Here is a 25,867-nt window from a genome sequence, read left to right on the forward strand (position 1 = left end):
CTGGTTGCTGTCTAAGTAAAGTTTACTGAGCTGGGATAAATGCCCTATCTCTGCAGGAAGAGTGTTAAGCTGGTTGTGGTCTAAGCCAAGCTCTTGTAGCTGTGATAGCTGCCCTATTTCTGCTGGAAGGAAGGTAAGCTGATTTTGATTTAATCCAAGCCCTTGCAGCTGAGATAGCTGCCCTATCTCTCCCGGAACAGTGGTGAGCTGATTGTTGTTTAAGTTAAGTACTTGCAGCTGAGACAGCTGCCATATCTCTACCGGAAGAGAGGTAAGTTGGTTGCTACTTAAACCAAGCACTTGTAGCTGAGAAAGCTGCTCTATCTCTGTAGGAAGGGTGGTGAGCTGGTTGTTGTTTAAGCCAAGCTCTTTTAGCTGAGATAGCTGCCTTATCTCTACCGGAAGATTGGTGAGCTGATTGTGGTCTAAGCCAAGCCCTTGCAGCTGAGAGAGGTGCCCTATCTCTGTAGGAAGGTTGGTAAGTTTGTTGTTGTTTAAGTTAAGTACTTGCAGCTGAGAGAGCTGCCCTATTTCTGCCGGAAGAGAGGTAAGCTGGTTGCTACTTAAATCAAGCCCTTGCAGCTGAGAGAGCTGCGTTATCTCTGAAGGAAGAGTAGTAAGTTGGTTGTTGTTTAAGCCAAGCTGTCGCAGCTGAGAGAGCTGGCTTATCTCTGTAGGAAGGGAGGTAAGCTGGTTGTTGTTTAAGCCAAGCTCTTGTAGCTGAGATAGCTGCCCTATCTCTTTAGGAAGATTGGTGAGTTGGTTGCTGCCTAAGATAAGCCTTTGCAGCTGAGAGAGCTGCATTATCTCTTTAGGAAGGCTGGTAAGTTTGTTGTTATTTAAATTAAGTACTTGCAGCTGAGATAGCTGCCCTATCTCTGCCGGAACAGTGGTGAGCTGGTTGCTACTTAAACCAAGCACTTGTAGCTGAGATAGCTGCCCTATCTCTGTAGGAAGGCTGGTAAGCTGGTTGTTGTTTAAGCCAAGCTCTTTTAGCTGTGATAGCTGCCCTATCTCTACTGGAAGGAAGGTAAACTGGTTTTGATTTAATCCAAGCTTTCGCAACTGGAATAGTTGCCCTATCTTTGTCGGAAGGAAGGTAAGTTTGTTGTTGCTTAAGTAAAGCTCTTGTAGCTGAGAGAGCTGCCCTATCTCTTTAGGAAGATTGGTGAGTTGGTTGTGTTCTAAGTAAAGCTCTTTTAGCTGTGATAGCTGACATATCTTTGTCGGAAGGGAGGTAAGTTTGTTGTTGCTTAACCAAAGCGTTTTCAGCTGCGATAACTGCCCTATTTCTGCAGGAAGAGTGGTAAGTTTGTTGTTGCTTAAATTAAGTACTTGCAGCTGAGAGAGCTGCCATATCTCTACCGGAAGTACGGTGAGTCGGTTGCTGCTTAATCCAAGCTCTTGTAGCTGTGATAGCTGCCTTATCTGTGTCGGAAGAGAGGTAAGCTGGTTGTTATTTAAGCCAAGCTCTTTTAGCTGTGATAGCTGCCCTATCTTTGTCGGAAGGGAGGTAAGTTTGTTGTTGCTTAAATTAAGTACTTGCAGCTGAGAGAGCCGTCTTATCTCTGCCGGAACAGTGGTGAGTTGATTGTTGTTTAATCCAAGGCCTTGTAGTCGTGGTAGGTGCCATATCTCTATCGGAAGGGAGGTAAGCTGGTTGTTATTTAAGCCAAGCTGTCGCAGCTGAGAGAGCTGCCCTATCTCTGAAGGAAAAGTGGTAAGTTGGTTGCCGCCTAAGTAAAGGTATTGCAGCTGCAAGAGTCGTCCTGTCTCTGAAGGAAGGAAAGTAAGTTTGTTGTTGCTTAAGTAAAGCTCTTGTAGCTGTGATAGCTGTCTTATCTCTACAGGAAGAGAAGTAAGCTGGTTGTTGTTTAAGCCAAGCGCTTTTAGCTGTGATAGCTGACATATCTCTGTAGGAAGGGAGGTAAGTTCGTTGTCATTTAAATTAAGTACTTGCAGCTGAGACAGCTGCCATATTTCTGCCGGAAGAGAGGTAAGCTGGTTTCTATTTAAATCAAGCGTTTGCAGCTGAGACAGTAGACCTATCTCTGCAGGAAGGAAAGTAAGTTTGTTGTTGTTTAAGTCAAGCTTTCGCAGCTGAGACAGTAGCTCTATCTCTGCAGGAAGGGTAGTAAGGTGATTATCGGCTAAGCCAAGCTTTCGCAGCTGAGATAGCTGCCATATCTCTATCGGAAGAGAGGTAAGCTGGTTGTGGTCTAAGCCAAGCGCTTGTAGCTGTGATAGCTGCCCTATCTCTGCAGGAAGGAAAGTAAGTTTGTTGTTGTTTAAGTCAAGCTTTCGCAGCTGAGACAGTAGCCCTATCTCTGCAGGAAGAATGGTCAGCTGGGTACCGTTTAAGTAAAGGGCTTGCAGCTGAGATAATTGTCCTATTTCAGGAGGTAAAAAAGTCAATCCTGTTCCTGCTAAACTTAAGTTTTTAATGTCTTTGCCATATCTTTCAATCCATCCTTTAAAAAGTTCTCCTTTTCTTGCTATAGACAAGTGCTTGATTCTTTGTTGATCTAAGTATTTCTTTCCTCCAGGGAGTTTATTCCACATTAACAGGCGACTAATATTTACCACATAAGAGGAGTAATTAGCTGATGTAAAATATATGTTTTCTTTAGGGTGATCTTTCCATCTTAGTGGTGAGAGAGGTTTAGCTAGAGTAAAGATTTGTTTAAAGATTGCTTTTATCTTTTGTCCTGGAAGAAGCTCATTATCTAGCTTATAAATTTTGTTTAAGATAACAGCATGCTCCCTAACATTTCCTCGAGGAACATGAATCTCAACTATTTGCTTATAGATAGATCGCATTATTTCACTATCACTAGCTAAAAGATCACGCCATTTTCTGCACACGCTAGATAAAGAAGGTGTGGCGCAATACTTCAAAATGTGTGTGAGCATCTCATTAGGTAGACTTTCAATGCTGATAGAAGGACTAGGATTCACTGTACAACCTCTTTAAATGTCATGCATGTTTTATGAGTTTTTTAGAGCAAAACATACATGAATAAAACAGAATGTACAAGAAAATTTTAGAGACAGATTCTTAGCCTTTAAATTTAAAAAAGAGAGAAATGTAATAGACTGATAAAAAATCTTTAGTAAAGAAAACTTTCGATGTTAATGTCTCTTGATAGGCCGGAAGGCCCACTTATATTCTTAAAACCTTCTAAGAATATCAATTCGTTCCTTTAACCTATTAGGTAATAAAAAAACAAACTTTTTCAGCTAAAGGCAAAAACGCTGCCTTATTTCATCTGGAATGCTTTCCAGCGGATTCTCATTCAGTTGAAGCCTTCTTAAAGCAGTTAGGCTTCCTATCATCTCTGCAGGAAGGGTGGTGAGCTGGTTGCTACTTAAATTAAGCACCTCCAGATGCGATAGCTGCCCAATCTCTATAGGAAGAAAGTTAAGCTGGTTGTTGCTTAATCCAAGCTTTTGCAACTGCAACAGCTGTCCTATTTCTATCGGAAGGGTGGTGAGTTGGTTGTGGTCTAAGCCAAGCTCTTGTAGTTGTGGTAGCTGCCCTATCTCTTTAGGAATATTGGTAAGCTGGTTGTGGTCTAAGCCAAGCGCTTGTAGCTGTGATAGCTGCCCTATCTCTGTAGGAAGGAAGGTAAGTTTGTTGTTGCCTAAGATAAGCGCTTGCAGCTGTGATAGCTGCCTTATCTCTGCCGGAAAAGAGGTAAGCTGGTTGTTACTTAAATCAAGCTCTTGTAGCTGAGATAGCTGCCCTATCTCTTTAGGAAGATTGGTAAGCTGGTTGTGGTCTAAGACAAGCACTTGTAGCTGAGACAGTAGCCCTATCTCTGCAGGAAGGGTAGTAAGCTGGTTGTTGTTTAAGCCAAGCTCTTGTAGCTGTGATAGCTGCCTTATCTCTACCGGAAGAGAGGTAAGTTGGTTGCTGCCTAAGATAAGCATTTGCAGCTGAAAGAGCTGCCCTATCTCTTTAGGAAGATTGGTAAGCTGGTTGTTATTTAAGTCAAGCTGTCGCAGCTGAGAGAGCTGCCTTATCTTTGTCGGAAGGGAGGTAAGTTTATTGTTGTTTAAATTAAGTACTTGCAGCTGAGAGAGCTGCCCTATTTCTGCCGGAAGAGAGGTAAGCTGGTTGCTACTTAAATCAAGCCCTTGCAGCTGAGAGAGCTGCCTTATCTCTCTCGGAAGGGAGGTAAGCTGGTTGTTATTTAAGCCAAGCTCTTTTAGCTGAGAGAGCTGCCTTATCTCTGCCGGAAGAGCGGTAAGTTGGTTGTCGTCTAAGTAAAGGTATTGCAGCTGAGAGAGCTGCCCTATCTTTGTCGGAAGGAAAGTAAGTTTGTTGTTGTTTAAGTCAAGCTGCCGCAGCTGAGAGAGCTGCCTTATCGCTGCCGGGAGAGAGGTAAGTTGGTTGCTACTTAAATCAAGTCCTTGCAGCTGAGAGAGCTGCCTTATCTCTGTCGGAAGGGAGGTAAGTTTGTTGTTGTTTAAGTCAAGCTGTCGCAGCTGAGAGAGCTGCCCTATCTTTGCTGGAAGGGAGGTAAATTTGTTGTTATTTAAAATAAGTACTTGCAGCTGAGAGAGCTGCCTTATCTCTGCCGGCAGAGAGGTAAGCTGGTTGCTACTTAAATCAAGCCCTTGCAGCTGAGAGAGCTGCCTTATCTCTCTCGGAAGGGAGGTAAGCTGGTTGCTGTTTAAGCCAAGATCTTTTAGTTGTGATAGCTGACATATTTCTGAAGGAAGAGTGGTAAGTTGGTTGCCGTCTAAGTAAAGGTATTGCAGCTGAGAGAGCTGCCATATCTCTGCAGGAAGATTGGTAAACTGGTTGCTTTTTAAGTCGAGATCTTGCAGTTGCAATAGCTGCCCTATTTCTACCGGAAGGGTAGTGAGCTGGTTATCCTTTAAGTAAAGGTTTTGCAGCTGAGAAAGCTGCCATATCTCTACCGGAAGAGGGGTAAGCTGGTTGTTATTTAAGCCAAGCACTTTTAGTTGTGATAGCTGACATATCTTTGCAGGAAGGGAGGTAAGTTTGTTGTTGTTTAAATTAAGTAATTGCAGCTGAGACAGCTGCCATATATTTACCGGAAGAGAGGTAAGCTGGTTGCTACTTAAATCAAGCGCTTGCAGCTGAGACAGATGCCTTATCTCTACTGGAAGTGCCGTGAGTCGGTTGTTGCTTAATCCAAGCGCTTGCAGCTGAGACAGCTGCCCTATCTCTACCGGAAGTGTGGTGAGTCGGTTGCTGCTTAATCCAAGCTCTTTTAGCTGTGATAGCTGCCTTATCTCTACCGGAAGAGTGGTAAGTTGGTTGCTGCCTAAGATAAGCTTTTGCAGCTGAGAGAGCTGCCCTATTTCTGCCGGCAGGGAGGTAAGTTGGTTGTTGTTTAAGTCAAGCCGCCGCAGCTGAGAGAGCTGCCATATCTCTGCCGGAAGGGAGGTAAGCTGGTTGCTGCTTAAGATAATCTTTTGTAACTGCAATAGCTGCCCTATCTCTACCGGAAGAGTGGTGAGCTGGTTGTCGCTTAAGTCCAGATCTTTCAGGTTTGATAATTGCCCTATCTCTGGAGGTAAAAAGGTTAAGCCAATTCCTTGTAAGTCCAGCTTGGTAAGTCTTTTGCCATGCCTTTTAATCCAATTACTGAAAAGCCCTCCTTTTTTTTCTAAAGGTAAGTACTTAATTGTTTCTCGATTTAAATATTTCTCTCCACGGGGTAATTTTTTCCACATTAAGAGGCGATTAATATTTAATAGATAAGAGGAGTAATTAGCCAATGTGAAATATCTATTTTCCTCACGTCCTTCTTTAAACTCTAAAGGTGAAAGAGACTTAGCTAGAGTAAAGGTTTGCTTAAAAATTGCTTTTACCTTTTGCATTGGAAGAAGCTCATTATCTAGCTCATAAATTTTATCTAAGATAAGAGCCTGTTCATTAACATTTCCTTGAGGAAAGTGCATTTTACCTATTTGTTTATAAAGAGAAGGCATTACTTCTGTACTCAATAGACGTCGCCATCTTGCACAAACGCTAAATAAGGAAGGGCTAGCGCAGGCCTTTAAAATAGGGGTTAGTATTTCATTAGGTAAATGCTCAATGGTGATAGAAGAGCTAGGGTTCATTGTATGGGTTGCTTTAAATTAATCATATTTTAGTCGTTTTTAGGGCAATGTATACCTAAACAAACCAAAACGTGCAAGCAAGATTTAGAAACAAATAGCAAAAAAGATATTAGTGGCTTTTGATGAGCCGGAAGGCTCTCTACATCCTTGGAATCTTTTAAGCATATGATTTGTTCCTTTAACCTATTAGCTGATGAAGACGCAAGCCATTTCAGTTACAAACAAAATATAACCAAAAACGCTGCTTTATTTTTCTTGGAATATTTTTCAGCGGATTTTCTTCTAGCTGAAGCTCTCGTAGAGCTGGTAGCTGTCCTATCTCTGCAGGAAGGGTGGTGAGCTGGTTTTGATTTAATCCAAGCTTTCGCAACTGTGATAGCTGCCTTATCTCTACCGGAAGAGAGGTGAGTTGGTTGCTACTTAAATCAAGCGTTTGCAGCTGAGACAGTAGCCCTATCTCTTTAGGCAGATTGGTAAGCTGGTTATTTTCTAAGATAAGCCCTTTCAGCTGAGAGAGCTGCCCTATTTCTGCCGGCAGGGAGGTAAGCTGGTTGTTGTTTAATCCAAGCCCTTGCAGCTGAGAGAGCTGCCCTATCTCTGTAGGAAGGTTGGTAAGCTGGTTGTTTCTTAAGTAAAGCTCTTGTAGCTGTGATAGATACCATATCTTTGCTGGAAGGCTGATAAGCTGGTTGTTGCTTAATCCAAGCTTTTGCAACTGCAACAGCTGCCCTATTTCTGCCGGAAGGGTGGTGAGTTGGTTTCTAATCAAATGAAGCGCTTGCAGCTGAGAGAGCTGCCTTATCTCTGCTGGAAGGGTGGTGAGCTGGTTGTGATTCAAGCCAAGCTCTTGTAGCTGTGATAGCTGCCCTATCTCTGCGGGAAGGAAGGTAAGCTGGTTGTCGCTTAAGTAAAGCTCTTGTAGCTGTGATAGCTGCCATATTTCTGCCGGAAGAGAGGTAAGCTGGTTTTGATTTAATCCAAGCTTTCGCAACTGTGATAGCTGCCTTATCTCTACCGGAAGAGAGGTAAGCTGGTTGTGGTCTAAGCCAAGCTCTTGTAGCTGAGATAGCTGCCATATTTCTGCCGGAAGAGAGGTAAGCTGGTTGCTACTTAAACCAAGCCCTTGCAGCTGAGATAGCTGCCATATTTCTGCCGGAAGAGAGGTAAGCTGGTTGCTACTTAAATCAAGCCCTTGCAGCTGGGAGAGCTGTCCTATCTTTGTTGGAAGGGAGGTAAGTTTGTTACTACTTAAATGAAGCGCTTGCAACTGAGATAGCTGCACTATCTTTGTCGGAAGAGAGGTAAGTTTGTTGTTGTTTAATCCAAGCCATTGCAGCTGAGATAGCTGCCCTATCTCTGAAGGAAGAGTGGTGAGTTGATTGTTATTTAATCCAAGGCCTTGTAGTTGTGGTAGGTGCCCTATCTCTTTAGGCAGATTGGTAAGCTGGTTGTGGTCTAAGCCAAGCTCTTTTAGCTGTGATAGCTGCCCTATCTTTGCCGGAAGAGAGGTAAACTGGTTGTGATCTAAGCTAAGGCATTGCAGCTGCAAGAGTCGTCCTATCTCTGAAGGAAGGAAAGTAAGTTTGTTGTTGCTTAAGTAAAGCTCTTGTAGCTGTGATAGCTGCCATATTTCTGCCGGAAGAGAGGTAAGCTGGTTGCTACTTAAATCAAGCGTTTGCAGCTGAGACAGTAGCCCTATCTCTTTAGGCAGATTGGTAAGCTGGTTGTGGTCTAAGTCAAGTCGCCGCAGCTGTGATAGCTGCCCTATCTCTATCGGAAGAGAGGTAAGCTGGTTGTGATCTAAGCTAAGGCATTGCAGCTGAGGCAGTAGCCCTATTTCTGCCGGCAGAGTGGTAAGCTGGTTATTTTCTAAGATAAGCTCTTGCAGTTTTGATAACTGCCCTATCTCTGCCGGAAGAGTGGTAAGCTGGTTGCTGCTTAAGTAAAGCCCTTGCAGCTGTGATAGCTGTCCTATCTCTGCCGGAAGGTTGGTGAGCTGGTTGTTGCTTAAGATAAGCTCTTGCAGCTGAGATAGCAGCCCTATCTCTGCAGGAAGATTGGTAAGCTGGTTGCTACTTAAACCAAGCAATTGCAGCTGAGAGAGCTGCCTTATCTCTGCCGGAAGAGAGGTAAGCTGGTTGCTACTTAAGTAAAGCCCTTGCAGCTGTGATAGCTGTCCTATCTCTGCCGGAAGGTTGGTGAGCTGGTTGTTGCTTAAGATAAGCTCTTGCAGCTGAGATAGCAGCCCTATCTCTGCAGGAAGATTGGTAAGCTGGTTGTCGCTTAATCCAAGCAATTGCAGGTCCAATAATTTCCCTATCTCTGCCGGAAGGCATGTGAGCTGGTTGCTAGTTAAGTTAAGCATTTGCAAATGCGATAATTGCCCTATCTCTACCGGAAGAGTGGTGAGTCGGTTGTCGCTTAAGTCCAGATCTTTCAGGTTTGATAATTGCCCTATCTCTGGAGGTAAAAAGGTTAAGCTGATTCCTTCTAATTGTAAGCTCGTAATATCTTTGCCATAATTTTCAATCCACCCTCCAAATAGCTCCCCTTTTCTTTCTAAAGACAAGTACTTGATTTCTTCTTGGCCTAAGTATTTCTCTCCACCAGGTAATTTTTTCCACATTAAGAGGCGACTAATATTTACCACATAAGAGGAATAATTAGTCAGAGTATAATATCTTTTTTCCTCGGTTTTCCACTTAAATTCTAAAGGAGAAAGAGTCCTAGCTAGGGTAAAGGTTTGTCTGAAGATTGCATTTACCTTTGCTGTTTCAGACAGTTCTTCTTCTAGCTTATAAATCCTGTCTAAAATAAGAGCCCGCTCGTTAACATTTCCTTGAGGGAAATGAATTTTACCTATTAGCTTGTAAAGAGGGGGCATGACTTCATTAGCTAGGAGATGTTGCCATCTTCCACATACGCTAAATAAGGAAGGGCTAGCGCAAGCCTTTAGAATAGGGGCTAATATTTCATTAGGTAAATGTTCAATGGTGATAGAAGAGCTAGTATTCATCGTATGCCCTCTTTAAGTGCCATGCATGTTTCTGATAATTTTTAAAAAGTATAAGAAAGAAATAAAACATGCAAGAGAATACTAGAAATAGGTACTAAGCAGTTATAAACAAAAATAATGGCAATTTTTTTAAGCTGCAGCTTTATAGGAATTTCGGTAAGTTTTGCGATAACCATTCAATTTACCTGTTTTAACCTTAGCATCAACTTACCATTTCCTGCCTTCTAACAAGCGCTTACTATTTTAACCTCTTTTTATAACAGATGCCTCCTAGAGAATTAAGAAGTTAATTTTGATTTTATGCAGCGTGTTTTGTTGGATGTATAGGCTAGACGATAGAACGGCAAACGTAGTCCCTTTTTATAGATTTATTCTTCCCAAATAGCTGTGGCAGTCGCATATTTTTGGCAATGACTGATGGATATATGAATAAGAGGGTTTTTGAAATGCTTTTTAAAGGTGTCTGTAAGAGCAAGATAGGGTTTACCCTGTTCATTATTAAGGATAGCGAGATCTGTCCAACTCAGGCCTCCGGTTAAGCCCGTGCCTAAAGCTTTTACAACCGCCTCCTTAGCAGCAAATCTACCTGCAAAGTTTTTACTCGATTGCCGGAAGGATTGGCAATATTTTTGCTCTTCCTCGGTAAAAACCTTATCAAGAAATTTTTGGCCATACTTATGTATGTTTGCCTCAATACGAGCCACTTCAATAATATCAATACCAATGCCACGAATCATCTTAGCTACCTTGTAATCTATCCAGTAAAAAAATATATCCCTTTTTAAAAGAAGGTAAGTCAACATCTGAGATAAAGCTTGCTGCAATTCTATGTGAAAGAAGCTTACAAGACATCAAACCTTCTGAGGGACTATATTTTAACATCCATACTTGCGTTTTAATGCACTCTTTAATAGCTTCAGCAGCTTCATTGGCCTCCTTCCTCGCAGCTTTAATTTTAAGATAGCCGATAGCTTGCCAGGTAACAGGAATATATACCCTAAAAAACAAGAGTGAAGCAACTTTACATAGGAGGCCAATCAAATGAGTAAAAAGGCTTATCTCACTGTCGTGAGTAGTGAATTTTGAAATTTAGCACCTCTTACTAGATAATGAGTATGTATAACTTCAGAGCTTTTTTCTCAAATTTAGAAAAGATATAAAAAAATGGCCTTTATTTGTCTATCTTTTAACTATTCCTTTTTTCTTTATCTTATATCTCTCAATAGGTTAAATTTCTTTTTTATCATTATCATGTAGGAGAGGAAAATATGCTAAAATTGAGTCACAAAACTTTAATTGTTTTTTCGGGAATCATCTGGTTAGCTGTAGGAAGCTTTTTACTTTCCTTGGGGCTAAATTTTTTACTTCACGCTGTCCAAGATATGCGTTTTCTAGAAAAAAATAATTATCCTTTGCTTAATCTTTTTTCTTCTGTTTTCTCAAATTCAGAAAATGCTATGGTGTTTCTGATTGCATCAGGATTGATTATAGGTTATTCCAAAGGACGTTATGTGTTGGGTAAAGCGGCTGTTAAAGGGGTAGAAAGGATTTATTCTTTGCCTAATCCTACCTATTTACAGAATATATATGATTCCAAATATTATATTCTTTTAGCGGGGATGATGGGACTTGGCTTCTCTATGAAATATTTAGGCATACCTGCCGACATCCGTGGCTTAATTGATGTAGCGATAGGCTCTGCTCTCATTAATGGCGCTATGATCTATTTCAGGCTTGCTTTTACAAAGCCTCTAGAAGATCGAAGTTAATAGACAGCTTACGGGTAATAAATAAAGGGTGCTCCTCTAGAGTGGGTAGGCTAGCCAGTGGATGGAAAAAAGCTTAGCTTATTTATGGTAAGGAGTGCCTTTAGCAATTTCAAAAGCTCGATAGACTTGTTCTATGAGTACTAATCTAATAATTTGATGAGTCATCGTTAAAGGGGAGAGGCTAAGGCAAGGGTAGGAAAGTTTGATTGTTTCCGGCAATCCACTTGCTCCTCCAATAACTAGTGTCAAGCGCGAGCCGCCTTCTATAAATTGAACCTGCAGAAAGCTAGAAAATTTTTCGCTATCTAAAAGTTGCCCTGCCGCGTCTAAACAGATCACCCGCTTTTCTTTGGAAATGAGTTCTTGAAGCTGTGCATTATTTTTAGCTTCTACGAACTCAAATTTTAAGACAGGGGATAGACGTTTAACATATTCTTGGATGGCGTCATTGAGCCATTCTTCTTTTGTTTTACCAATAGAAATAATTTTCAGTTTAAGCATTTAATTATATATAAAAATTTAAAGAAAGCTTCCCGCAAACCTTAGGGAATTAACGGCTTTTCAGCATTTTTTGCATATAGCGTTTTTCGTCTCTTTCTTTAATGGCTTCTCGTTTATCAGCAGACTTTTTTCCTTTAGCAATAGCAATTTTTACTTTCACCCTTCCCTCTTTTAAATACAGGGCAAGGGCTACAATCGTTAAACCTTTTTCCTGCACGCTTTCGCGTAGTTTAAAGATCTCTCTTTTGTGTAAAAGAAGTTTACGGTCACGAGTCTCTAGATGATTGTGAATGTTGCCATACTTATAAGGAGCAATATGGGACCCAATAAGCCATGCTTCCCTGTTAATCACTTTGATATAAGATTCTTGCAGGCTACCCCCATTATCTCTTAGCGATTTGATTTCTGTGCCTTCTAAGGCAATACCTGCTTCAAAAGTTTCGAGAATTTCGAAATGGTGGAAAGCGCGTTTATTAGATACGAGATCAGAAGATTTATTATTCATATGCAAATATATTAAATGAAGGCGCATAAACGAAGCAAGAGAGATTGCAGGGTCAATATCTCTTAGGGCCTTTATAACCTTTCCAATCTATCAATTCTTTGGTTTTCGCATTTTTTTAGATAGGCAAGCATAAACACATAAAGCATCTATGTTTATTGCTTGACAAAGAGCTTATGGTCACTTATCTTGGGTCTCTCTTTTATTTAGCTTAAGGAATTATCTATGAAATTCGTCATAGCCACACAAGAGCTTAATTATTTAATTAATAAGTGTCTTAATGCAGTTGCTCAAAAATCTACTATTCCTATTCTTTCCAACTTTTTGATCGAAGCTATTAATAATGAGCTCATTATTACAGCTACAGATTTAACAGTAGGGGTCCGCTGCTTTACTGAAGCAAAAATTCTTGAGGAGGGATCAACAACATTGCCTGCTAAGCGCTTGGCTCAGTTAATACGTGAGTTGACAGCGATGAATGTGGAAATTTCTACTTCAGAAAATGAAATCACTGAAATTAATGCTCAAACTTCGCGCTTTAAGTTAAATGGAATGAACAAAAATGAGTTTCCCGCCCTACCTAATGTGACAGATGCCGTGCATTTCAAAATTAAACAAAAAATTTTGAAAGACATGCTTTATCGTACAGCTTTTGCAGTTTCTCGTGAAGACAATCGTTATGTGCTCACAGGAGTATGTTTGCAGGTGCAGGGAGGAACAGCTTCCTTTATTGGTACGGATGGAAAGCGTCTAGCAAAATCCCAAACTACCCTTAATATCGATCCATCTTTCCAAGGTACTTACGTGATTCCTCTTAAGGCGGTAGAGGAAATCCTTAAAAATCTGGAAGAAGAGGGCGAAGCTATAGTGTTTTTAATGCAGGACAAAATTGCTATCAAAGCCTCTAATACGACTATTATTAGTAAACTATTAGCAGGAGAGTATCCTGATGTTAACCGTGTCATCCCTTCTCAAACTGGGATAACCGTCAATCTCCACCGTGAAGAATTGATGACTTTATTGCGCCAAATTTCTCTATTTGCTGCAGAAAATAATCACTCCGTTCGTTTTACTTTCGACGAAGGGGAGTTGAAATTGACAGCCAACACGATGGAAATAGGAGAAGGTAAAGTAAGTATGCCGGTAAATTATAAAGGGGAAAAGTTAGAAATTGCTTTTAACCCTCATTTCTTTTTAGATATTTTGCGTCATAGTAAAAGTGAAACTATTTCCTTAGGAATTACTGATCCTTATAATCCTGGCTTGATTAGTGACTTTAATTATGATCAAAATGAAGAGGAGAAAGAATCAGAACAAAATTCGCTGTTTGTGTTAATGCCTATGCGTTTGAGTGAAGATTAGCTAAAATAAGAGGTTATCAATTTGAGTAGTGGTCTTTTTCTTCAAAAGCTATATTTACGCTATTTCCGTCGTTATGAGGAGGCCACTTTTGACTTTAGCCCTGCAATTAATACGATTGTAGGCCCTAATGCTTATGGTAAAACAACTATTTTAGAGGCGATCCAGCTGTTAATAAATGGTCGATCTTTCCGTACGCAGCAAATTTCCGATATGATTCAATATGGGCAAAAGTATTTTCATATTGAAGCATGCTTTATTAAGCAAGGCGTAGCGCAAACACTCAAGATTCTTTATGATGGCAATGAGCGAAAAATTATACATAATAGTACAGCTTTTTCGTCAGTAGCTAACCTATTAGGCATCTTGCAAGGAGTCGTCTTAACTCCTGACAGCACTTCTTTAATTAAAGGTTCTCCTTTATTGCGACGGCATTTTCTCGATCTGCAGATTGCCCAGATAGATCCTTTATATGTACATTATTTGACACGTTATATAGGCGCTATGAGGCAACGTAATGCTTTATTAAAGAAAAACGAAATGCTTGCTATCCAAACTTGGGAGCAAGAGATGGCAGGAGCCGCGGCTTATGTGACCCTGCAAAGAGAGCAAACGATTGCAGATCTACAAAAATGGGGAAACGGGTTATACGGAATGTTAACCGCAGAGACTGCGCCTTTAAGTTTGGAATACAAAAATAGTAGCCGCCAAATAAAGGATATGCAGCTTTTGCGTCAACATTATCTGCAGCAATGGGATAAGCTTCGTGTACGCGAAAAAGAAGTGGGGATGACTTTGTATGGTCCCCATCGTGATGATTTATTAATAAAGATAGGAGATCGCGAAGTGCGTTTGTTTGCAAGTGAAGGGCAACAACGTAGTTGCGTCATGGCTCTTCGATTAGCGGAATGGCAGCGCCTACGGGAATTAAGCCAAGAACTACCTTTAATGTTGATTGACGATGTAGGGGTTAGCTTAGATACTACACGCCGGCAAAAACTTTTGATCCACTTAAAAACTTTAGGGCAAGTTTTTATAACCTCCACCGAAGAGCTTTAAGTAAGAGGTTTATCATTCGTATTGCCTGCTAACCTAAAGAGAGACGACCAAAAGGGGTCAAGCAAAGACATAGTTTATCCTGGTGATAGCCTGTAGCTACCATACCTGCTTGCATGAGATATTCGCAGGTGATAAGTTTTATAAATTCCCTTTCATCTTCGTTGTAATTAGGGGTGCTATATTTCCATCTTTTACCTCTATTAACCAAAGAAGTAGGTAAAACACTTCCTACGGCAGCCAAACAACCTTTAATGTAATCCTCGAAGTAAACCCACTTTCCATGAGCAAAATTTTTAAGACTTTTTTCGACTTCGCGTAAATCTTTTTCAGAAAAAGAAGTAAATTGCTCATTAGCAATCAAGCGATTCAGTGACTGTCGATAAAGGATGATGGCTTGGTCTGCGCGAGTTTTCTTAAGCCAGTCTTCCGTATAAACTGATGCCACAATTTTTTGCTTTTCTTGCTTGGCAATCTCCAATAAAAGGGCTACTTCTAATAAATCTTTAGGGGCATTGGTAAAAGAAACACCTTTTTTTAGCAATTTTTTTACAAAAGCATTTAATTCATTTAAAAATCCAAACTCTTTTTCATAGACAGCAGTAATAGGGGTAACATCTTGAATAGCTACTGGATGAGTATTCTGAACGAATAATAAGAATTCGTGCCATTCATGAAAAGGAGTAACGACCTCTTCCCAAACATCATTCGTTTTAACATAGCGGAGGCAGCAAACTAGGCTAAACTCTAAGAAAAGCATATACTCTTCAAATTGCTCCCTAGTAAGGCCAAATTTTTCTATAAGTGCGCTTGCACTAATTTTATAATCGGGAGCTGCAAATACTTGTTTTGCAATCGAGCTTATGATAGGGTTATCGAAAACGAGATCTTGTAAATAACGTTCATAAATTTTTGGGGTGAACAAAAACTTTTCTATAATAGAGTTAAAGATATTGTCTGAGCTACGGGGGATGGCATACCAGGAGGGAAGGGCATGAATGGGTGCTTTACTTAATAATCCTTGTAAATACTCCATGTCAGGACGAAAGTCATCATCGAATTTGATAATATGCGCCTCGTAATACTTACGCATCTCTTTATCAACGAGCACCCCATCTCCTTGGATTTGAAAAAGGCCGCTTTTGGCTAATTTATCTAAAATAGGACGAAGTTTAGAAGGAGCGATCTCCAAATTATCTGCAAGGGTAGTGAGGGTGGTTTTTAACGAACCATTAATAATTTCTTGCAAGACATCGACTTCCAAAATCGATAACTCTGCCATAAAGAGACGATTTTCAATGTCTCTACGATAGTTATAATCCGTTAAAACTATTTTATTTTTTCGAGTAGTAAAAGTGGGCATAGGCTTTCTTTAAAGGATTTATTGTTTCTTGCTGGAAAGCTCGTTAGCGATCAAAGTTAGTGAAGAAGGTTTACAAAAGCAGAGGAATATTTCAATTCAATTGTTGAAAACATTGTATTTTAAAATGTTATTATTGACAACCCTTTTATTTGGCTAGGCTTTGGGGAATGCGAGTGTTTAAGCCTGGCAAAAAAATTGATTTATTAAATGTTTTTTGTATAATCCTTTTTGTTGAACTATCTACCCCGGCAGGGCGGGTAGGGACTAATTAAAATTTTAACAAAAGTGTAAACTTAAGTGACCATAGAAGAATTTCCTCTTTCCTCGCAGGATTTGATGATAGAATTTGCAGAGTTAATGACAGAGACTCTCTTAAAAAGAGATGTACACCATGCCGACCCTTTTGAGGTTTACGCGCATCGTTTAAGGAGCCATTTCTATAATTGCCCTGAAAGATTTAAACGGCATTTTGCGGAAGGCTATTGCTTGTTAGTCAAGGAGCTTGAAAAAGAATCTATTCATTGAGATCTTCTCGGGAAACAATCCAAAACGCAATCTCTGGATAATCGTGGGTAATTTTATCTGCCCATCGCTGAGCTTCTTCTTTAGAACGAAACATAAGGGCTGTAGTAGCTAATCCATCAGCTAGTGCGCACGAAGGAGCTAAAACACTTGCGCTAGCCACATTTTCCCTCGTTATAATAAGAGGTGTAAGATTAACAGGGTCAAGAATATGAAAATAGGTAGTAGTGTGATAAGCATTGTCGCCTTTCTTAGCTTTTATCGCCCAGCTTTGAAAATAATCCCCACTTGTAGCAATCGCTTGATTGCGTAAATTTATCTTAGCGATAGCGTTTTCTGGATTAATATTTCCCAAACGGCTAATAAAAATATTCCACGGCCTACCCTGAGGATGCTCCCCCATGGTCCTTATTTCTCCCCCCCATTCCACAAATAGATTCGTATAGCCTGCTTCATTAAGCCTATCAGTAAGTAAATCTACGCAATAGCCTTTAGCGATTCCTCCAAGGTCTAGTTGAATATCGTCTAAATCTTTATAAAATTTTCCTTGGCCAAAATGAATTTTATTCCACCCTATTGTAGCAGCAACAGACAAGATGGCGCCTTCAGAAGGAATTTGTCCTTGCTCGAGATGTTTTTTCCACAGAGCTTGCAGAGGTTCTATGGTAGGGTCGAAGCGTCCTTCCGATAATAAAACTATCTTGTCTGTCAAATTTAATAATTGCTCAAGCTCGGTAGAGATGGATACTACAGTCCCTGCTTTTAATTGATTAAGGCAAGAAAGCTCGGAGGAAGGATTCCATTTATTATAAATATGGTTTACCTCTTCGAAAGTGTCTCGGATAATTTTAGAAATAAGGGCTTTTTCTGAGGCGCTCAACGGATGACCAATGAGAATACGATAGTTAATCGTCATCTCATTCCCGGAAAAAAGGGTCAATTTTTCATGGGTGAAATTTGAGCAAGAATAAAGCAAGAAAAAGAGGATAAAAAAATAGCTAAATGTATAGCATTTCTTTAACTTATCCTTTGTATTACACCCCAATTCCCTCTTCATCTTAAGTATTTATTGAGCCTTTTGAAGGTTCAAATCCAATCGCTTAGAATAGCTCTTAAGAGTATTGCTTAATAACATAGCAATCGTCATAGGACCTACTCCTCCTGGTACAGGAGTAATATAGGCACACTTGTCTTTAATGTGATCAAAGTCTGCATCACCCACCAGCCTATATCCAGCAGGACGACTTAAATCGTTAATTTTATTTATTCCTACATCAATCACTGTTACCCCTTCTTTAATCATATCTGCTTTAAGAAATAAAGGTTGTCCCATCGCTAAGATAATAATATCAGCTTGAGAGGTTAAGCTATCTATCTTTTTAGTCCTACTATGGGCGATGGTAACAGTGGCATTGCCTTCAGGGTTATTTTGCATTAACATAGCGGCCATAGGCTTCCCTACAATATTGCTGCGGCCAGCAATTAACACGTGGCGGCCAGCTACTTCTATCTGGGATCTGGCTAGAAGGGCACGAATGCCTAGCGGTGTGCAGGGGAAAAATCCATCCGTTTCTCCCATTAACATTTTGCCTACGTTAAAAGGATGAAATCCATCGACATCTTTTTCTGGTAAGATGGCTAAATTAACAAGCGATGGGTTAATGTGAGGCGGCAAAGGTAATTGCACAAGGATGCCATCTACTGTGGAATTTAAATTAAGAGCATGGATCTTGTCGAGGAGCTCTTTTTCTGATAAGGAGGAAGGTAGATGGATTTTTAAGGATAAAATTCCTACATTTTTGCAAGCTTGGGTTTTCCGTTGCACGTAAATTTGAGAGGCTGGATGGTCGCCAACAATAATAACAGCTAAGCATGGCGGACGGCCATGCATATTTAAAAGAGTAGCTTTTATCTCTTCTTCAATTTCTTGAGCAATTTTTTTTCCATTGATGATCATAGCGAGAATTTAACTGTCTTGTTCTATAATTCCAATCAAAATATTAGGAGCTAGGCTTTAAGGTGCAGGTAAAGAAAACTTTACAACTATTATAAGTAAAGAAAGAAAAATTGCTTAAAGCATTTTTCATGTCTTTTATGCTTATATAGGAGGGGATTAGCATAACCCATTTTTACTTTTAATCCAACTTTTGCTTCTATTTTTCTGAAGAGGTTTAAAAGCTATCACCCTTTTATGAATTAGATTAAATAAATAGGAAATTCCCTAGAATGTTCTTCTTTTCTACTTTACTCTAGCCTTTTTGAAAGAATAAGCCCTGGATAAATAATAGAAATAAGTTTGCCTAGCTTCTCTAAAATCTAAATGTTTTTTTGAAGTTGATTTTAGTGAAATTTAGCTCTTTTTATGAAAGAGGGAGGAGGTGAACTAGCTACGAATCAAAAGATAAAGAGTGAAGGAGAAAAAAATTTAAGGGAAGTTTTTTTTAAGATAAATATCTTTTTGTAACTTAAAATAGAGGGGTGAGCAATTTTATTATGTAATCTTCTACCATAAAAACTAGGCTTTGCCTCAGAGAAAGAACTGTGGGGGAAGTTAAGTTTTTTAGCCCCAAGATAGCTTTTTTAAAGCATAAAAGCTAAAGCTTTAGAAAAGTTAGGAAAATTTATGGTAAGAGTATTTTCACTAAAGGAATCCTTGCTTTCTAGAAAAAAAAGCTTTAGAAAAAGCAAAAGAGTGCAAAAAAATAATAGTATATTGTAACGTGGATTTACAACTTTGGAAAAATTGTTGATTACAAGAACCTTTTTAGGAGGAAATATGTATAAATCGGTCCTCAAGACCTGGATAGCGCCATTCTTAGGAGTGGGTGCTCTACTTTCTACTCATGCTTTTGCACAAAATGCTCCTTTACAAACGCCGCCCAGTACTCCTGTTGGGTTGAATGATGAATGCTCTAAGGAATTACTTATTTCCTATTTTCCTAAAGTATTTGTGCTAGAGACTTTAAAAAAGTATAACGTCTCTCAAGATAAGTGGGAGGCAATAGCTAGTGAACTTGCTCAGAAAGATAAGCAGGTCATCAAAACCGTGGAGGAAAAAGCAGCTAAATTAGACCCAAACCCTCTTAAAGACCCTCAACAGCGCCAAGCTGCCGTCAGGTTATTTAGAGAAACTTTGACAGATTTGTTTGCTTTGACCATGAAAGCCCATGGAATAAAGGATGGAAAGCAAATCACCGATATGCTGAATGATATTCAACAACAAAAAGCTAAACGTTTTGCTATGTGCATGCAAAAAGTCTCATCCGAAGATTCTAAAGGCGAAAGCAAAGCTGAAAATTCAGCCACTTTAGGAGACAAGAATTAACTTTTATAAGAGGAGAAAAAACATCCTAATCTCCTCTTATTTTTTTATTCACTCGGTAAAGAGTAGAAGTTTTATTTTTGTTTAGAAAGGGCAACCTTTATGGAGGATGGAAATCCTTCTAAGAATTTTAAAGCCTTATTGCCTCAACCATGCATAGAAAAGTTAGAGACAATCCTTTGTTGCCAAAAGCCATACTCTTTAAAGAAGCTAAGTCTATAGAATCTAAAAAATTTAATCTTGCAAAGTTGGCTTTTTGTCCAAAAGCATGATTTTCATAGCGTATAAGTTTGCATGAAAGACTGCTCAAAAAGTATATAACTTCTTTGCTATCCTAGATGCTTTATTATAAAAAATTATTTGTTTTTCTTAATACTTCTTAGCTTGTCGAAATAGCTTTGCCTCTTTTTCATTTCACGTTCAAAACCTCGCTCCACAGGACAGTAAAATTTCCTAGGCGGTAATTCTTCTGGAAAATAATTTTGCCCTGAGAAAGCATGTTCTAGCTCGTGATCATACATATAATCTTTTCCATATCCCATTTGTTTCATTAGAGGAGTTGATGCATTAAGAATAATGGGAGGGGGAGCCATGTGAGTTGTTTGCGCAGCTAATTGCTTGGCTTCTTCATAAGCTTTGTAAAGAGCATTGCTTTTTGGGGCTAGAGCAAGATAAACGACAGCTTGGGCTAAAGCTAGCTCTCCTTCAGGAGAGCCTAACATTTCATAAGTGTCGCGTGCTGCGATACATAAAGGTAAAGCTTGCGGGTCTGCTAATCCTATATCTTCACTAGCCATTCTGATAATTCTGCGTGCTAAAAATAAAGGATCTTCCTTACCCTCTAGCATACGCGCCAACCAGTATAAAGCTGCATCAGGATCAGAGCCTCTTACCGCTTTATGAAGAGCCGATATTAACTGATAATGCTGATCGCCTTGCCTATCATAACGAGCAGTACGTTGCTGTAAGTATGTTTGTAAAGTATCTGCATCTAAAACAATATTTTCATTAACACCTTGGAGATTTTCAATTAGATTGAGGAGGAAACGGCCATCCCCTTGAGCTGATAAAATTAAAAGCTGACGGGCTTCGTCGGTAAGAGGTAATACTTTTTTTCGAGCTTCATAGCGTTGTAATAAATGATGTAAAGATTTCTCATTTAAAGGCTGAAGCGATAACACCCGCAGCCGCGAAAGCAGAGCAGTATTAAGATGAAAAGAGGGATTTTCTGCAGTCGCCCCGATTAAAACAATGGTTCCCTTTTCTACGTAGGGTAAAAAAGCATCTTGCTGAGCTTTATTAAAGCGATGAATCTCATCTACAAATAAAACAGCTCTTTGATGGAGTAGGGGAGTGTTTTCTATCTCTTCTATAAGCTTTTTGAGGTCAGTGATGCCATTAAAGATAGCGCTCATTGAATAAAAAGGGATATTAAAAGCTTTTGCATATAGCCTGGCGATAGATGTTTTCCCACATCCAGGCGGCCCCCAAAGAATAATAGATAATGGTCTGCCTGCAGAAATAATTTTTGTTATAAAGCCTTCTGGTCCTATCAGATGTTCCTGCCCTACGATTTCTTCGATAGATGCAGGACGCATCTGTTCAGCAAGAGGAGCTATAGGCGATTTTGGAGTGATCATAAAGAATATATTCTTTTACCGGTTTGCCACCGATAAGATGTTGTTGAAGGATGATCTCTAAAACTTCGGGGGTACAGGAATGATACCAAATTCCATCAGGATAGATGACAGCAACAGGACCTTTTTGACAAATTCTTAAGCAGCTTACTTTTGTTCTATAGATGCCTCCGGCACCGGTCAAATTCAATTCTTGAAGCCTTTGCTTTAAATATTGCCAAGAAGCATAGGCCGTATCTGAGCTAGAGCAGCGCGGATTTGATTGGTCGCTACATAAAAAGATATGGCGTTTAAGGGTGTCAACCCCACATTTTATTAACCTTTCGTTAAGATTTTGTTGCATATTAGATATACCTTTGTCGGGATTTTTTTTGTAAGCTTAAAGGAAGGAGGATAAAATATAGAAAAGCAAAAAGAGCATCGCCTAAAGGCATTACAAAAAGATCGGAAACTATCCATCGTATGCCTACAGAAAGAGGCGCTCCCAATATATAAAGGAAAATAACTTGGAAAAAAGTTATAGTAAAGGAAAAAAGGAAGGTCATGATGGGTAGCGTACTTAGATGATCGGCAAAAAAATGACGTTTTTGAGGGTAAATCACAGCAGCTCCCAGGGTGTAGTTGCCAGCATAGAAGCCGAAAGGAGGCTGTACCGACAGTAAATCGAGGAGGAATCCACAAAAAAATGCATACCAGAGGCAGCGAGAGAAGGATTTTTGATAAAAGGAAACAATAAGAAAAGGCACTAAGAACATAAGCCGGATACTAGGAGCTATAGCTGGCATGCCAAGGGTAAGTACTAAGCCGCTAAAGAAGGTAAGGAATAGATTTTTTCTACTTAAATGCATAAAAAATTTACAAACTTTAAAAGGCTACTTAGGGGAGATCTATAGTTTTCTCTGAAAAAAGAGGTTGTTTTCTGGGGTTATAGCCACCATGTAGCCTCTTTTCCTATAAATCCTAGTATTTCTCTAGCTACCTTTGATCCTATATTTAAAAAGTGTACCAAAAATTAATAAGCTCCTCTGGGGAAGCATACAATGGGGATGGTTTTAGCAATGATTTTTATATCGAGAAGTAAAGATTGGGATTCTATGTACTGCTCATCGAGTTTAATACGATTAGCATAGCTAATGTCACTGCGTCCTGAAACTTGCCATAAACCCGTTACGCCTGGACGTACAGACAAGATTTTTGTAGCCTTATACCCTAAATGTCGAACCACTTCGTATTGAACGACCGGCCTAGGGCCTACCACACTAAGATCTCCTTTCAAAACATTTACAAATTGAGGAAATTCATCAAGAGAAGTCTTTCTAAGAAATTTGCCTATTGGCGTCACTCGTGGATCATTTTTTAGTTTATGCGCATTAGCCCATTCCCTTTTTAATTCCAAGGAACTCTCTAGAATTTCATCCAGCCTTGCATCGGCATCAGGATACATGGTGCGAAATTTATAGCAGCGAAAAGGTTTGCCACCTCGGCCTATTCTCTCCTGAGAATAAATGATTTTACCTTTAGAAGAAAAATAGACGGAAATAGCGACTATTGCCAACACGGGCAAGGTAATAATAAGCACGCAAAGGCTAAAAATAATATCAAACAAGCGTTTAGTTGGATTACGTTTGACCGTTAAACCCAGAGAAGGGGAGAATCTTAAGGCTGTAGATTCTTGCATCCATTGAGGGGAATTATCCATAATTTTTTGCTTGCCAACCATTTTGTATCTTTATACAAATATTTTCTTTATATAGGTAATGCTAACCGACTAGGATTTCTTAGATAGCATCCAAAGTAATTTTTAGGCAAATAAAAAAAATAATAAACTTATTCGTAGATATTTGCCTATTTGTTTGTAAAACTTAAAAAATGTTAAAGTTTTTGGATTTAATAAAGCTAGGTAATATTAATCATTTTTAAAATAATAAACTTTTTTGCCCCCATCCCGCTTTAAGTAAAAGTTTTAGGATTTTTTGGGAGCAATAACAGCTTTCACTGCACCACCCTATAAAAGGCATACACGCTTTTTTTCCTAATATTCCTTTAAAAAATCTTGGTATCAGGCTATATAATTATAAGCTTTTAGGCAGTTTTTTAAGCAATCATATACTTGCTAAGAATCTCTTTTTAGGAGAAAGGAGCTGCCAGGAAGGCGATTCCTTTTTTGGATTTTATTGAGATAGACTCTTAAAATGGCATTATTAGATAGGGGAATAGATCAGATGCTTAAGAGATAGGGGTGAAAAAAAATAAAGGATGCGAAAAATACACCTTTTTCTCTTTCTCTAATCGTTAATTAAGCCACTTAGTCTATCGCTTACCTACTAAAGGTAGGAGAGGTTGCCCTTTTATTAAAGTTATCTGTTATAGCACTTTGTTCTCGATTAACTATCAACAATTTCGATGGACCAATAAATCGGCAAGAGAGACGAGCAAAGCTGTATCATACGGTAACTTTTTCAGCTGCTCCATAGCTGCCTGATAATATTCAAAGGCTAATTCTTGAGCTTCGGATAGCCCCAATAAAGTAGCGTAGGTAGTTTTATGATTTTTTATATCTGAGTTTTTGTTAGAAGTCACATCTAGCACATCATCGATGATTTGAAAAGCAAGCCCTATCTTTTGACCAAACGATTTTAAAATTTCCCGATCTGCTGGGCTGCCATTTGCTATGATAACCCCACATTCAATACAGGCAGTAATGAGAGCCCCTGTTTTACGTCGATGAACATCTTGTAAAAAATGAAGGTCGATAGCCTTCTGGTGGGACTCGATATCCATGATTTGTCCGCCAATCATTCCCTCTGCACCCGCGTTTTTGGCTATAACATTTATCAATTCTATTTTTTGATGAGCTTGAAGGCCGGTTCCATTTGTGATAATCTCGAAAGCATAAGTAAGTAAATAATCACCCGTTAAAACAGCATGTCCTTCGGTAAAAGCTTTATGTAACGAAGGTTTTCCACGTCTAAAATCATCATTATCCATGCAGGGTAGATCATCATGGATTAAAGAATAAGTATGGATCATTTCTACGGCACAAGCTGGATCCAATGCTAAATCTTCTGAGCCTCCTAAAGCCGTAGCGGTAGCTAATACCAGAAGAGGACGTATACGTTTGCCGCCAGCAAGTAGAGAATAACGGGTAGCCTCTAAAAGGTTAAAATAAGCCGTATCTTTTCCTGCAGTCAGCTCAGCAAGCCGTTTTTCTATGCTTTTGCATCTATCGTGGAGATAGCCGTGGATGTTGGGTTCTACGTTTTTCATATTCATTGGCTTAATTTCTTGCCGATTCACTCTCTTATAAATAAAGCTTTTTAAGCATGTTCCACTTCTTCTCTGTAATACGGCTTTTGACCTATACTTAAATAATCTAATCCCTTTTTAACTACTTCTAAAGGACTATATTGATTGCGGCCATCAAAAAAAACTCTGCCTTTCATCTGTTTAAGGAGAGCGTCGAAATCCAAAAAGCGGAACTGCTTCCACTCGGTCATCAACACAATTGCATCTACTCCCTCAGCGGCTTCTATTTCGTCATTACACCAGGTGATAGCGGGATGAGCACAGATGATCTTTTTAGCATTTTCCATAGCAACGGGATCAAATAAGCGCAAGTGTGCTTGTTGTTGCAATAATTGTTGAATCAATACTAAGGAGGGGGCTTCTCGCATATCATCTGTATCAGGCTTAAAAGATAACCCTAAAATAGCAATCGTTTTATTAGCTAAGCCAGAATATTTAGCAAAATATTCAATAATTTTATATCCCATTAGCTGTTTTTGCTGTTCATTTACATAGGCTACTGCATCAATAAGTGGGGTGTCATAGCTAACTTGATCAGCTTGCTTACGTAACGCAGAAATATCTTTAGGGAGGCAGGAGCCTCCATAACCGGGGCCAGGATATAAAAATTTGTAGCCAATACGGTTATCAGCTCCAATGCCTCTACGCACTTTATTTATATCTGCTCCTAAATGTTCGCATAAGCCAGCTAATTCATTCATGAAAGAGATGCGTGTAGCTAACATAGCATTCGCAGCGTATTTAGTCATTTCAGCAGAAGCAATATCCATGATCATCAACCGCTCATGACTAAGCATGAAAGGACTGTAAATTTCTTGCATGATTTGAGCTACCTTCGTCTTATCAGTTCCTATAATCACTCTGTCAGGCTTCATAAAGTCCTGGATAGCACAGCCTTCTTTTAAAAATTCTGGATTGGAGGCTACATCAAAATCAATGGACACGCCCCTTCTTTGCAGGCCTGCAGTAATGACGCTAGAGACGAGATTAGCAGTTCCTACAGGCACGGTGGATTTGTTAACGATTACCTGATAATCTGTCATGTGTTCTGCAATAGCTGCGGCTACATTATGGACAAAACGCAGATCAGCTTCGCCATTTTCCTGATGGGGAGTATCTACACAGATAAAACACACTTGGCTCTTGGCTAGAGCTTCAGCATAGCTAGTAGAAAATTTTAAACGCGAGGCTTTCACATTTCTTTTAACCATTTCCTCTAGGCCAGGCTCGTAAATAGGAATATAGCCTTGTTTAAGCTGATGAATTTTTTTTTCATTGATATCTAGGCATGTCACATGATGACCCATTTCAGCCAAGCAAGTGCCTGACACCAAGCCTACATATCCTGTTCCAATAATGAGCAGTTCCATAAAAGCCTCTAGCTGTATTCAATTTAAGCCCACACATCTTAA

At 39.5% G+C, this 25,867-nt stretch carries 20 protein-coding genes; 5 read left to right on the forward strand and 15 right to left on the reverse strand.

Annotated features, from left to right (window positions below):
- The 4 genes from DB42_RS10880 to acpS all read right to left on the reverse strand — a co-directional run.
- Positions 1-2,958 (reverse strand): leucine-rich repeat domain-containing protein (locus DB42_RS10880; RefSeq protein ID WP_080502751.1); only part of this gene is annotated, 2,958 nt, incomplete at its 3' end.
- 282 nt (positions 2,959-3,240) lie between these two features.
- Positions 3,241-6,102, reverse strand: coding sequence for a leucine-rich repeat domain-containing protein (locus DB42_RS10440; RefSeq protein ID WP_052436011.1), 2,862 nt, complete (start codon positions 6,100-6,102; stop codon positions 3,241-3,243).
- 211 nt (positions 6,103-6,313) lie between these two features.
- A complete protein-coding gene (locus tag DB42_RS10885; RefSeq protein ID WP_080502752.1) occupies positions 6,314-9,118 on the reverse strand; it encodes a leucine-rich repeat domain-containing protein in 2,805 nt (934 codons plus the stop codon).
- Positions 9,119-9,486: 368 nt separating this feature from the next.
- On the reverse strand, positions 9,487-9,855 hold the full coding sequence (gene acpS, locus DB42_RS05605; protein ID WP_044882101.1) for a holo-ACP synthase: 369 nt from the start codon (positions 9,853-9,855) through the stop codon (positions 9,487-9,489).
- 531 nt (positions 9,856-10,386) lie between these two features.
- Between acpS and DB42_RS05615 the strand changes: the two genes are divergently transcribed.
- Positions 10,387-10,887, forward strand: a complete 501-nt coding sequence (locus DB42_RS05615; protein WP_044882103.1) for a hypothetical protein — start codon at positions 10,387-10,389, stop codon at positions 10,885-10,887.
- 78 nt (positions 10,888-10,965) lie between these two features.
- On the opposite strand, the gene DB42_RS05620 is transcribed toward DB42_RS05615, so the two are convergent.
- A complete protein-coding gene (locus DB42_RS05620; protein ID WP_044882104.1) occupies positions 10,966-11,388 on the reverse strand; it encodes a 23S rRNA (pseudouridine(1915)-N(3))-methyltransferase RlmH in 423 nt (140 codons plus the stop codon).
- A gap of 49 nt (positions 11,389-11,437) precedes the next feature.
- Positions 11,438-11,893, reverse strand: coding sequence for an SsrA-binding protein SmpB (gene smpB / locus DB42_RS05625; protein ID WP_039385262.1), 456 nt, complete (start codon positions 11,891-11,893; stop codon positions 11,438-11,440).
- Positions 11,894-12,115: 222 nt separating this feature from the next.
- On the opposite strand from smpB, the gene dnaN reads away from it, so the two are divergent.
- Positions 12,116-13,252: a DNA polymerase III subunit beta gene (gene dnaN, locus DB42_RS05630; protein ID WP_044882105.1), complete on the forward strand. Its 1,137-nt coding sequence runs from the start codon at positions 12,116-12,118 to the stop codon at positions 13,250-13,252.
- Between the two features lie 21 nt (positions 13,253-13,273).
- Entirely contained in the window at positions 13,274-14,308 is a 1,035-nt protein-coding gene (locus DB42_RS05635; protein ID WP_044882106.1) for a DNA replication/repair protein RecF, read from the forward strand.
- 28 nt (positions 14,309-14,336) lie between these two features.
- On the opposite strand, the gene DB42_RS05640 is transcribed toward DB42_RS05635, so the two are convergent.
- Entirely contained in the window at positions 14,337-15,668 is a 1,332-nt protein-coding gene (locus tag DB42_RS05640) for a hypothetical protein (RefSeq protein ID WP_044882107.1), read from the reverse strand.
- A 297-nt stretch (positions 15,669-15,965) separates the two neighbouring features.
- Between DB42_RS05640 and DB42_RS05645 the strand changes: the two genes are divergently transcribed.
- A complete protein-coding gene (locus tag DB42_RS05645) occupies positions 15,966-16,193 on the forward strand; it encodes a hypothetical protein (RefSeq protein WP_044882108.1) in 228 nt (75 codons plus the stop codon).
- On the opposite strand, the gene DB42_RS05650 is transcribed toward DB42_RS05645, so the two are convergent.
- Positions 16,183-17,106 (reverse strand): FAD:protein FMN transferase, encoded by a 924-nt coding sequence (locus tag DB42_RS05650; RefSeq protein ID WP_052436016.1) that lies wholly within the window; start codon positions 17,104-17,106, stop codon positions 16,183-16,185. The genes DB42_RS05645 and DB42_RS05650 overlap by 11 nt on opposite strands.
- A 150-nt stretch (positions 17,107-17,256) precedes the next feature.
- The gene (gene folD / locus DB42_RS05655; protein ID WP_044882109.1) at positions 17,257-18,147 is read right to left on the reverse strand and encodes a bifunctional methylenetetrahydrofolate dehydrogenase/methenyltetrahydrofolate cyclohydrolase FolD; all 891 of its coding nucleotides are present in this window, start codon (positions 18,145-18,147) and stop codon (positions 17,257-17,259) included.
- Positions 18,148-18,966: 819 nt separating this feature from the next.
- Between folD and DB42_RS05665 the strand changes: the two genes are divergently transcribed.
- Complete coding sequence (locus DB42_RS05665) at positions 18,967-19,515, forward strand: hypothetical protein (protein WP_052436012.1); 549 nt, start codon at positions 18,967-18,969, stop codon at positions 19,513-19,515.
- A gap of 353 nt (positions 19,516-19,868) precedes the next feature.
- Here DB42_RS05665 and DB42_RS05675 read toward each other — a convergent pair whose 3' ends face one another.
- The 6 genes from DB42_RS05675 to DB42_RS05700 all read right to left on the reverse strand — a co-directional run bounded on the left by DB42_RS05675 (position 19,869) and on the right by DB42_RS05700 (position 25,825).
- The gene (locus DB42_RS05675) at positions 19,869-21,152 is read right to left on the reverse strand and encodes a replication-associated recombination protein A (RefSeq protein ID WP_044882112.1); all 1,284 of its coding nucleotides are present in this window, start codon (positions 21,150-21,152) and stop codon (positions 19,869-19,871) included.
- Complete coding sequence (locus DB42_RS05680) at positions 21,115-21,492, reverse strand: ferredoxin (protein ID WP_044882113.1); 378 nt, start codon at positions 21,490-21,492, stop codon at positions 21,115-21,117. Before DB42_RS05680 ends, DB42_RS05675 begins: the two co-directional genes overlap by 38 nt.
- A 1-nt stretch (position 21,493) precedes the next feature.
- On the reverse strand, positions 21,494-21,997 hold the full coding sequence (locus DB42_RS05685; protein ID WP_044882114.1) for a hypothetical protein: 504 nt from the start codon (positions 21,995-21,997) through the stop codon (positions 21,494-21,496).
- Between the two features lie 164 nt (positions 21,998-22,161).
- Complete coding sequence (locus DB42_RS05690; RefSeq protein WP_238579002.1) at positions 22,162-22,848, reverse strand: sugar transferase; 687 nt, start codon at positions 22,846-22,848, stop codon at positions 22,162-22,164.
- 692 nt (positions 22,849-23,540) lie between these two features.
- Complete coding sequence (locus DB42_RS05695) at positions 23,541-24,416, reverse strand: polyprenyl synthetase family protein (RefSeq protein WP_044882115.1); 876 nt, start codon at positions 24,414-24,416, stop codon at positions 23,541-23,543.
- Positions 24,417-24,466: 50 nt separating this feature from the next.
- A complete protein-coding gene (locus DB42_RS05700; RefSeq protein ID WP_044882116.1) occupies positions 24,467-25,825 on the reverse strand; it encodes a UDP-glucose/GDP-mannose dehydrogenase family protein in 1,359 nt (452 codons plus the stop codon).
- Between the last annotated feature and the right edge of the window lie 42 nt (positions 25,826-25,867).

Source organism: Neochlamydia sp. EPS4 (assembly GCF_000813665.1).
GTDB lineage: Bacteria > Chlamydiota > Chlamydiia > Chlamydiales > Parachlamydiaceae > Neochlamydia.

What these genes read in the sequence shown, in the direction of transcription:
- DB42_RS05665 (WP_052436012.1), top strand. Translation starts at nt 18,967, where the DNA reads ATGTATAAATCGGTCCTCAAGACCTGGATAGCGCCATTCTTAGGAGTG.
- DB42_RS05640 (WP_044882107.1), bottom strand. Translation starts at nt 15,668, where the DNA reads ATGCCCACTTTTACTACTCGAAAAAATAAAATAGTTTTAACGGATTAT.
- dnaN (WP_044882105.1), top strand. Translation starts at nt 12,116, where the DNA reads ATGAAATTCGTCATAGCCACACAAGAGCTTAATTATTTAATTAATAAG.
- DB42_RS05615 (WP_044882103.1), top strand. Translation starts at nt 10,387, where the DNA reads ATGCTAAAATTGAGTCACAAAACTTTAATTGTTTTTTCGGGAATCATC.
- DB42_RS10440 (WP_052436011.1), bottom strand. Translation starts at nt 6,102, where the DNA reads ATGAACCCTAGCTCTTCTATCACCATTGAGCATTTACCTAATGAAATA.
- smpB (WP_039385262.1), bottom strand. Translation starts at nt 11,893, where the DNA reads ATGAATAATAAATCTTCTGATCTCGTATCTAATAAACGCGCTTTCCAC.
- DB42_RS05685 (WP_044882114.1), bottom strand. Translation starts at nt 21,997, where the DNA reads ATGCATTTAAGTAGAAAAAATCTATTCCTTACCTTCTTTAGCGGCTTA.
- folD (WP_044882109.1), bottom strand. Translation starts at nt 18,147, where the DNA reads ATGATCATCAATGGAAAAAAAATTGCTCAAGAAATTGAAGAAGAGATA.
- acpS (WP_044882101.1), bottom strand. Translation starts at nt 9,855, where the DNA reads ATGATTCGTGGCATTGGTATTGATATTATTGAAGTGGCTCGTATTGAG.
- DB42_RS05690 (WP_238579002.1), bottom strand. Translation starts at nt 22,848, where the DNA reads ATGGATAATTCCCCTCAATGGATGCAAGAATCTACAGCCTTAAGATTC.
- DB42_RS10885 (WP_080502752.1), bottom strand. Translation starts at nt 9,118, where the DNA reads ATGAATACTAGCTCTTCTATCACCATTGAACATTTACCTAATGAAATA.
- DB42_RS05680 (WP_044882113.1), bottom strand. Translation starts at nt 21,492, where the DNA reads ATGCAACAAAATCTTAACGAAAGGTTAATAAAATGTGGGGTTGACACC.
- DB42_RS05700 (WP_044882116.1), bottom strand. Translation starts at nt 25,825, where the DNA reads ATGGAACTGCTCATTATTGGAACAGGATATGTAGGCTTGGTGTCAGGC.
- DB42_RS05620 (WP_044882104.1), bottom strand. Translation starts at nt 11,388, where the DNA reads ATGCTTAAACTGAAAATTATTTCTATTGGTAAAACAAAAGAAGAATGG.
- DB42_RS05695 (WP_044882115.1), bottom strand. Translation starts at nt 24,416, where the DNA reads ATGAAAAACGTAGAACCCAACATCCACGGCTATCTCCACGATAGATGC.
- DB42_RS05675 (WP_044882112.1), bottom strand. Translation starts at nt 21,152, where the DNA reads ATGATCACTCCAAAATCGCCTATAGCTCCTCTTGCTGAACAGATGCGT.
- DB42_RS05650 (WP_052436016.1), bottom strand. Translation starts at nt 17,106, where the DNA reads ATGACGATTAACTATCGTATTCTCATTGGTCATCCGTTGAGCGCCTCA.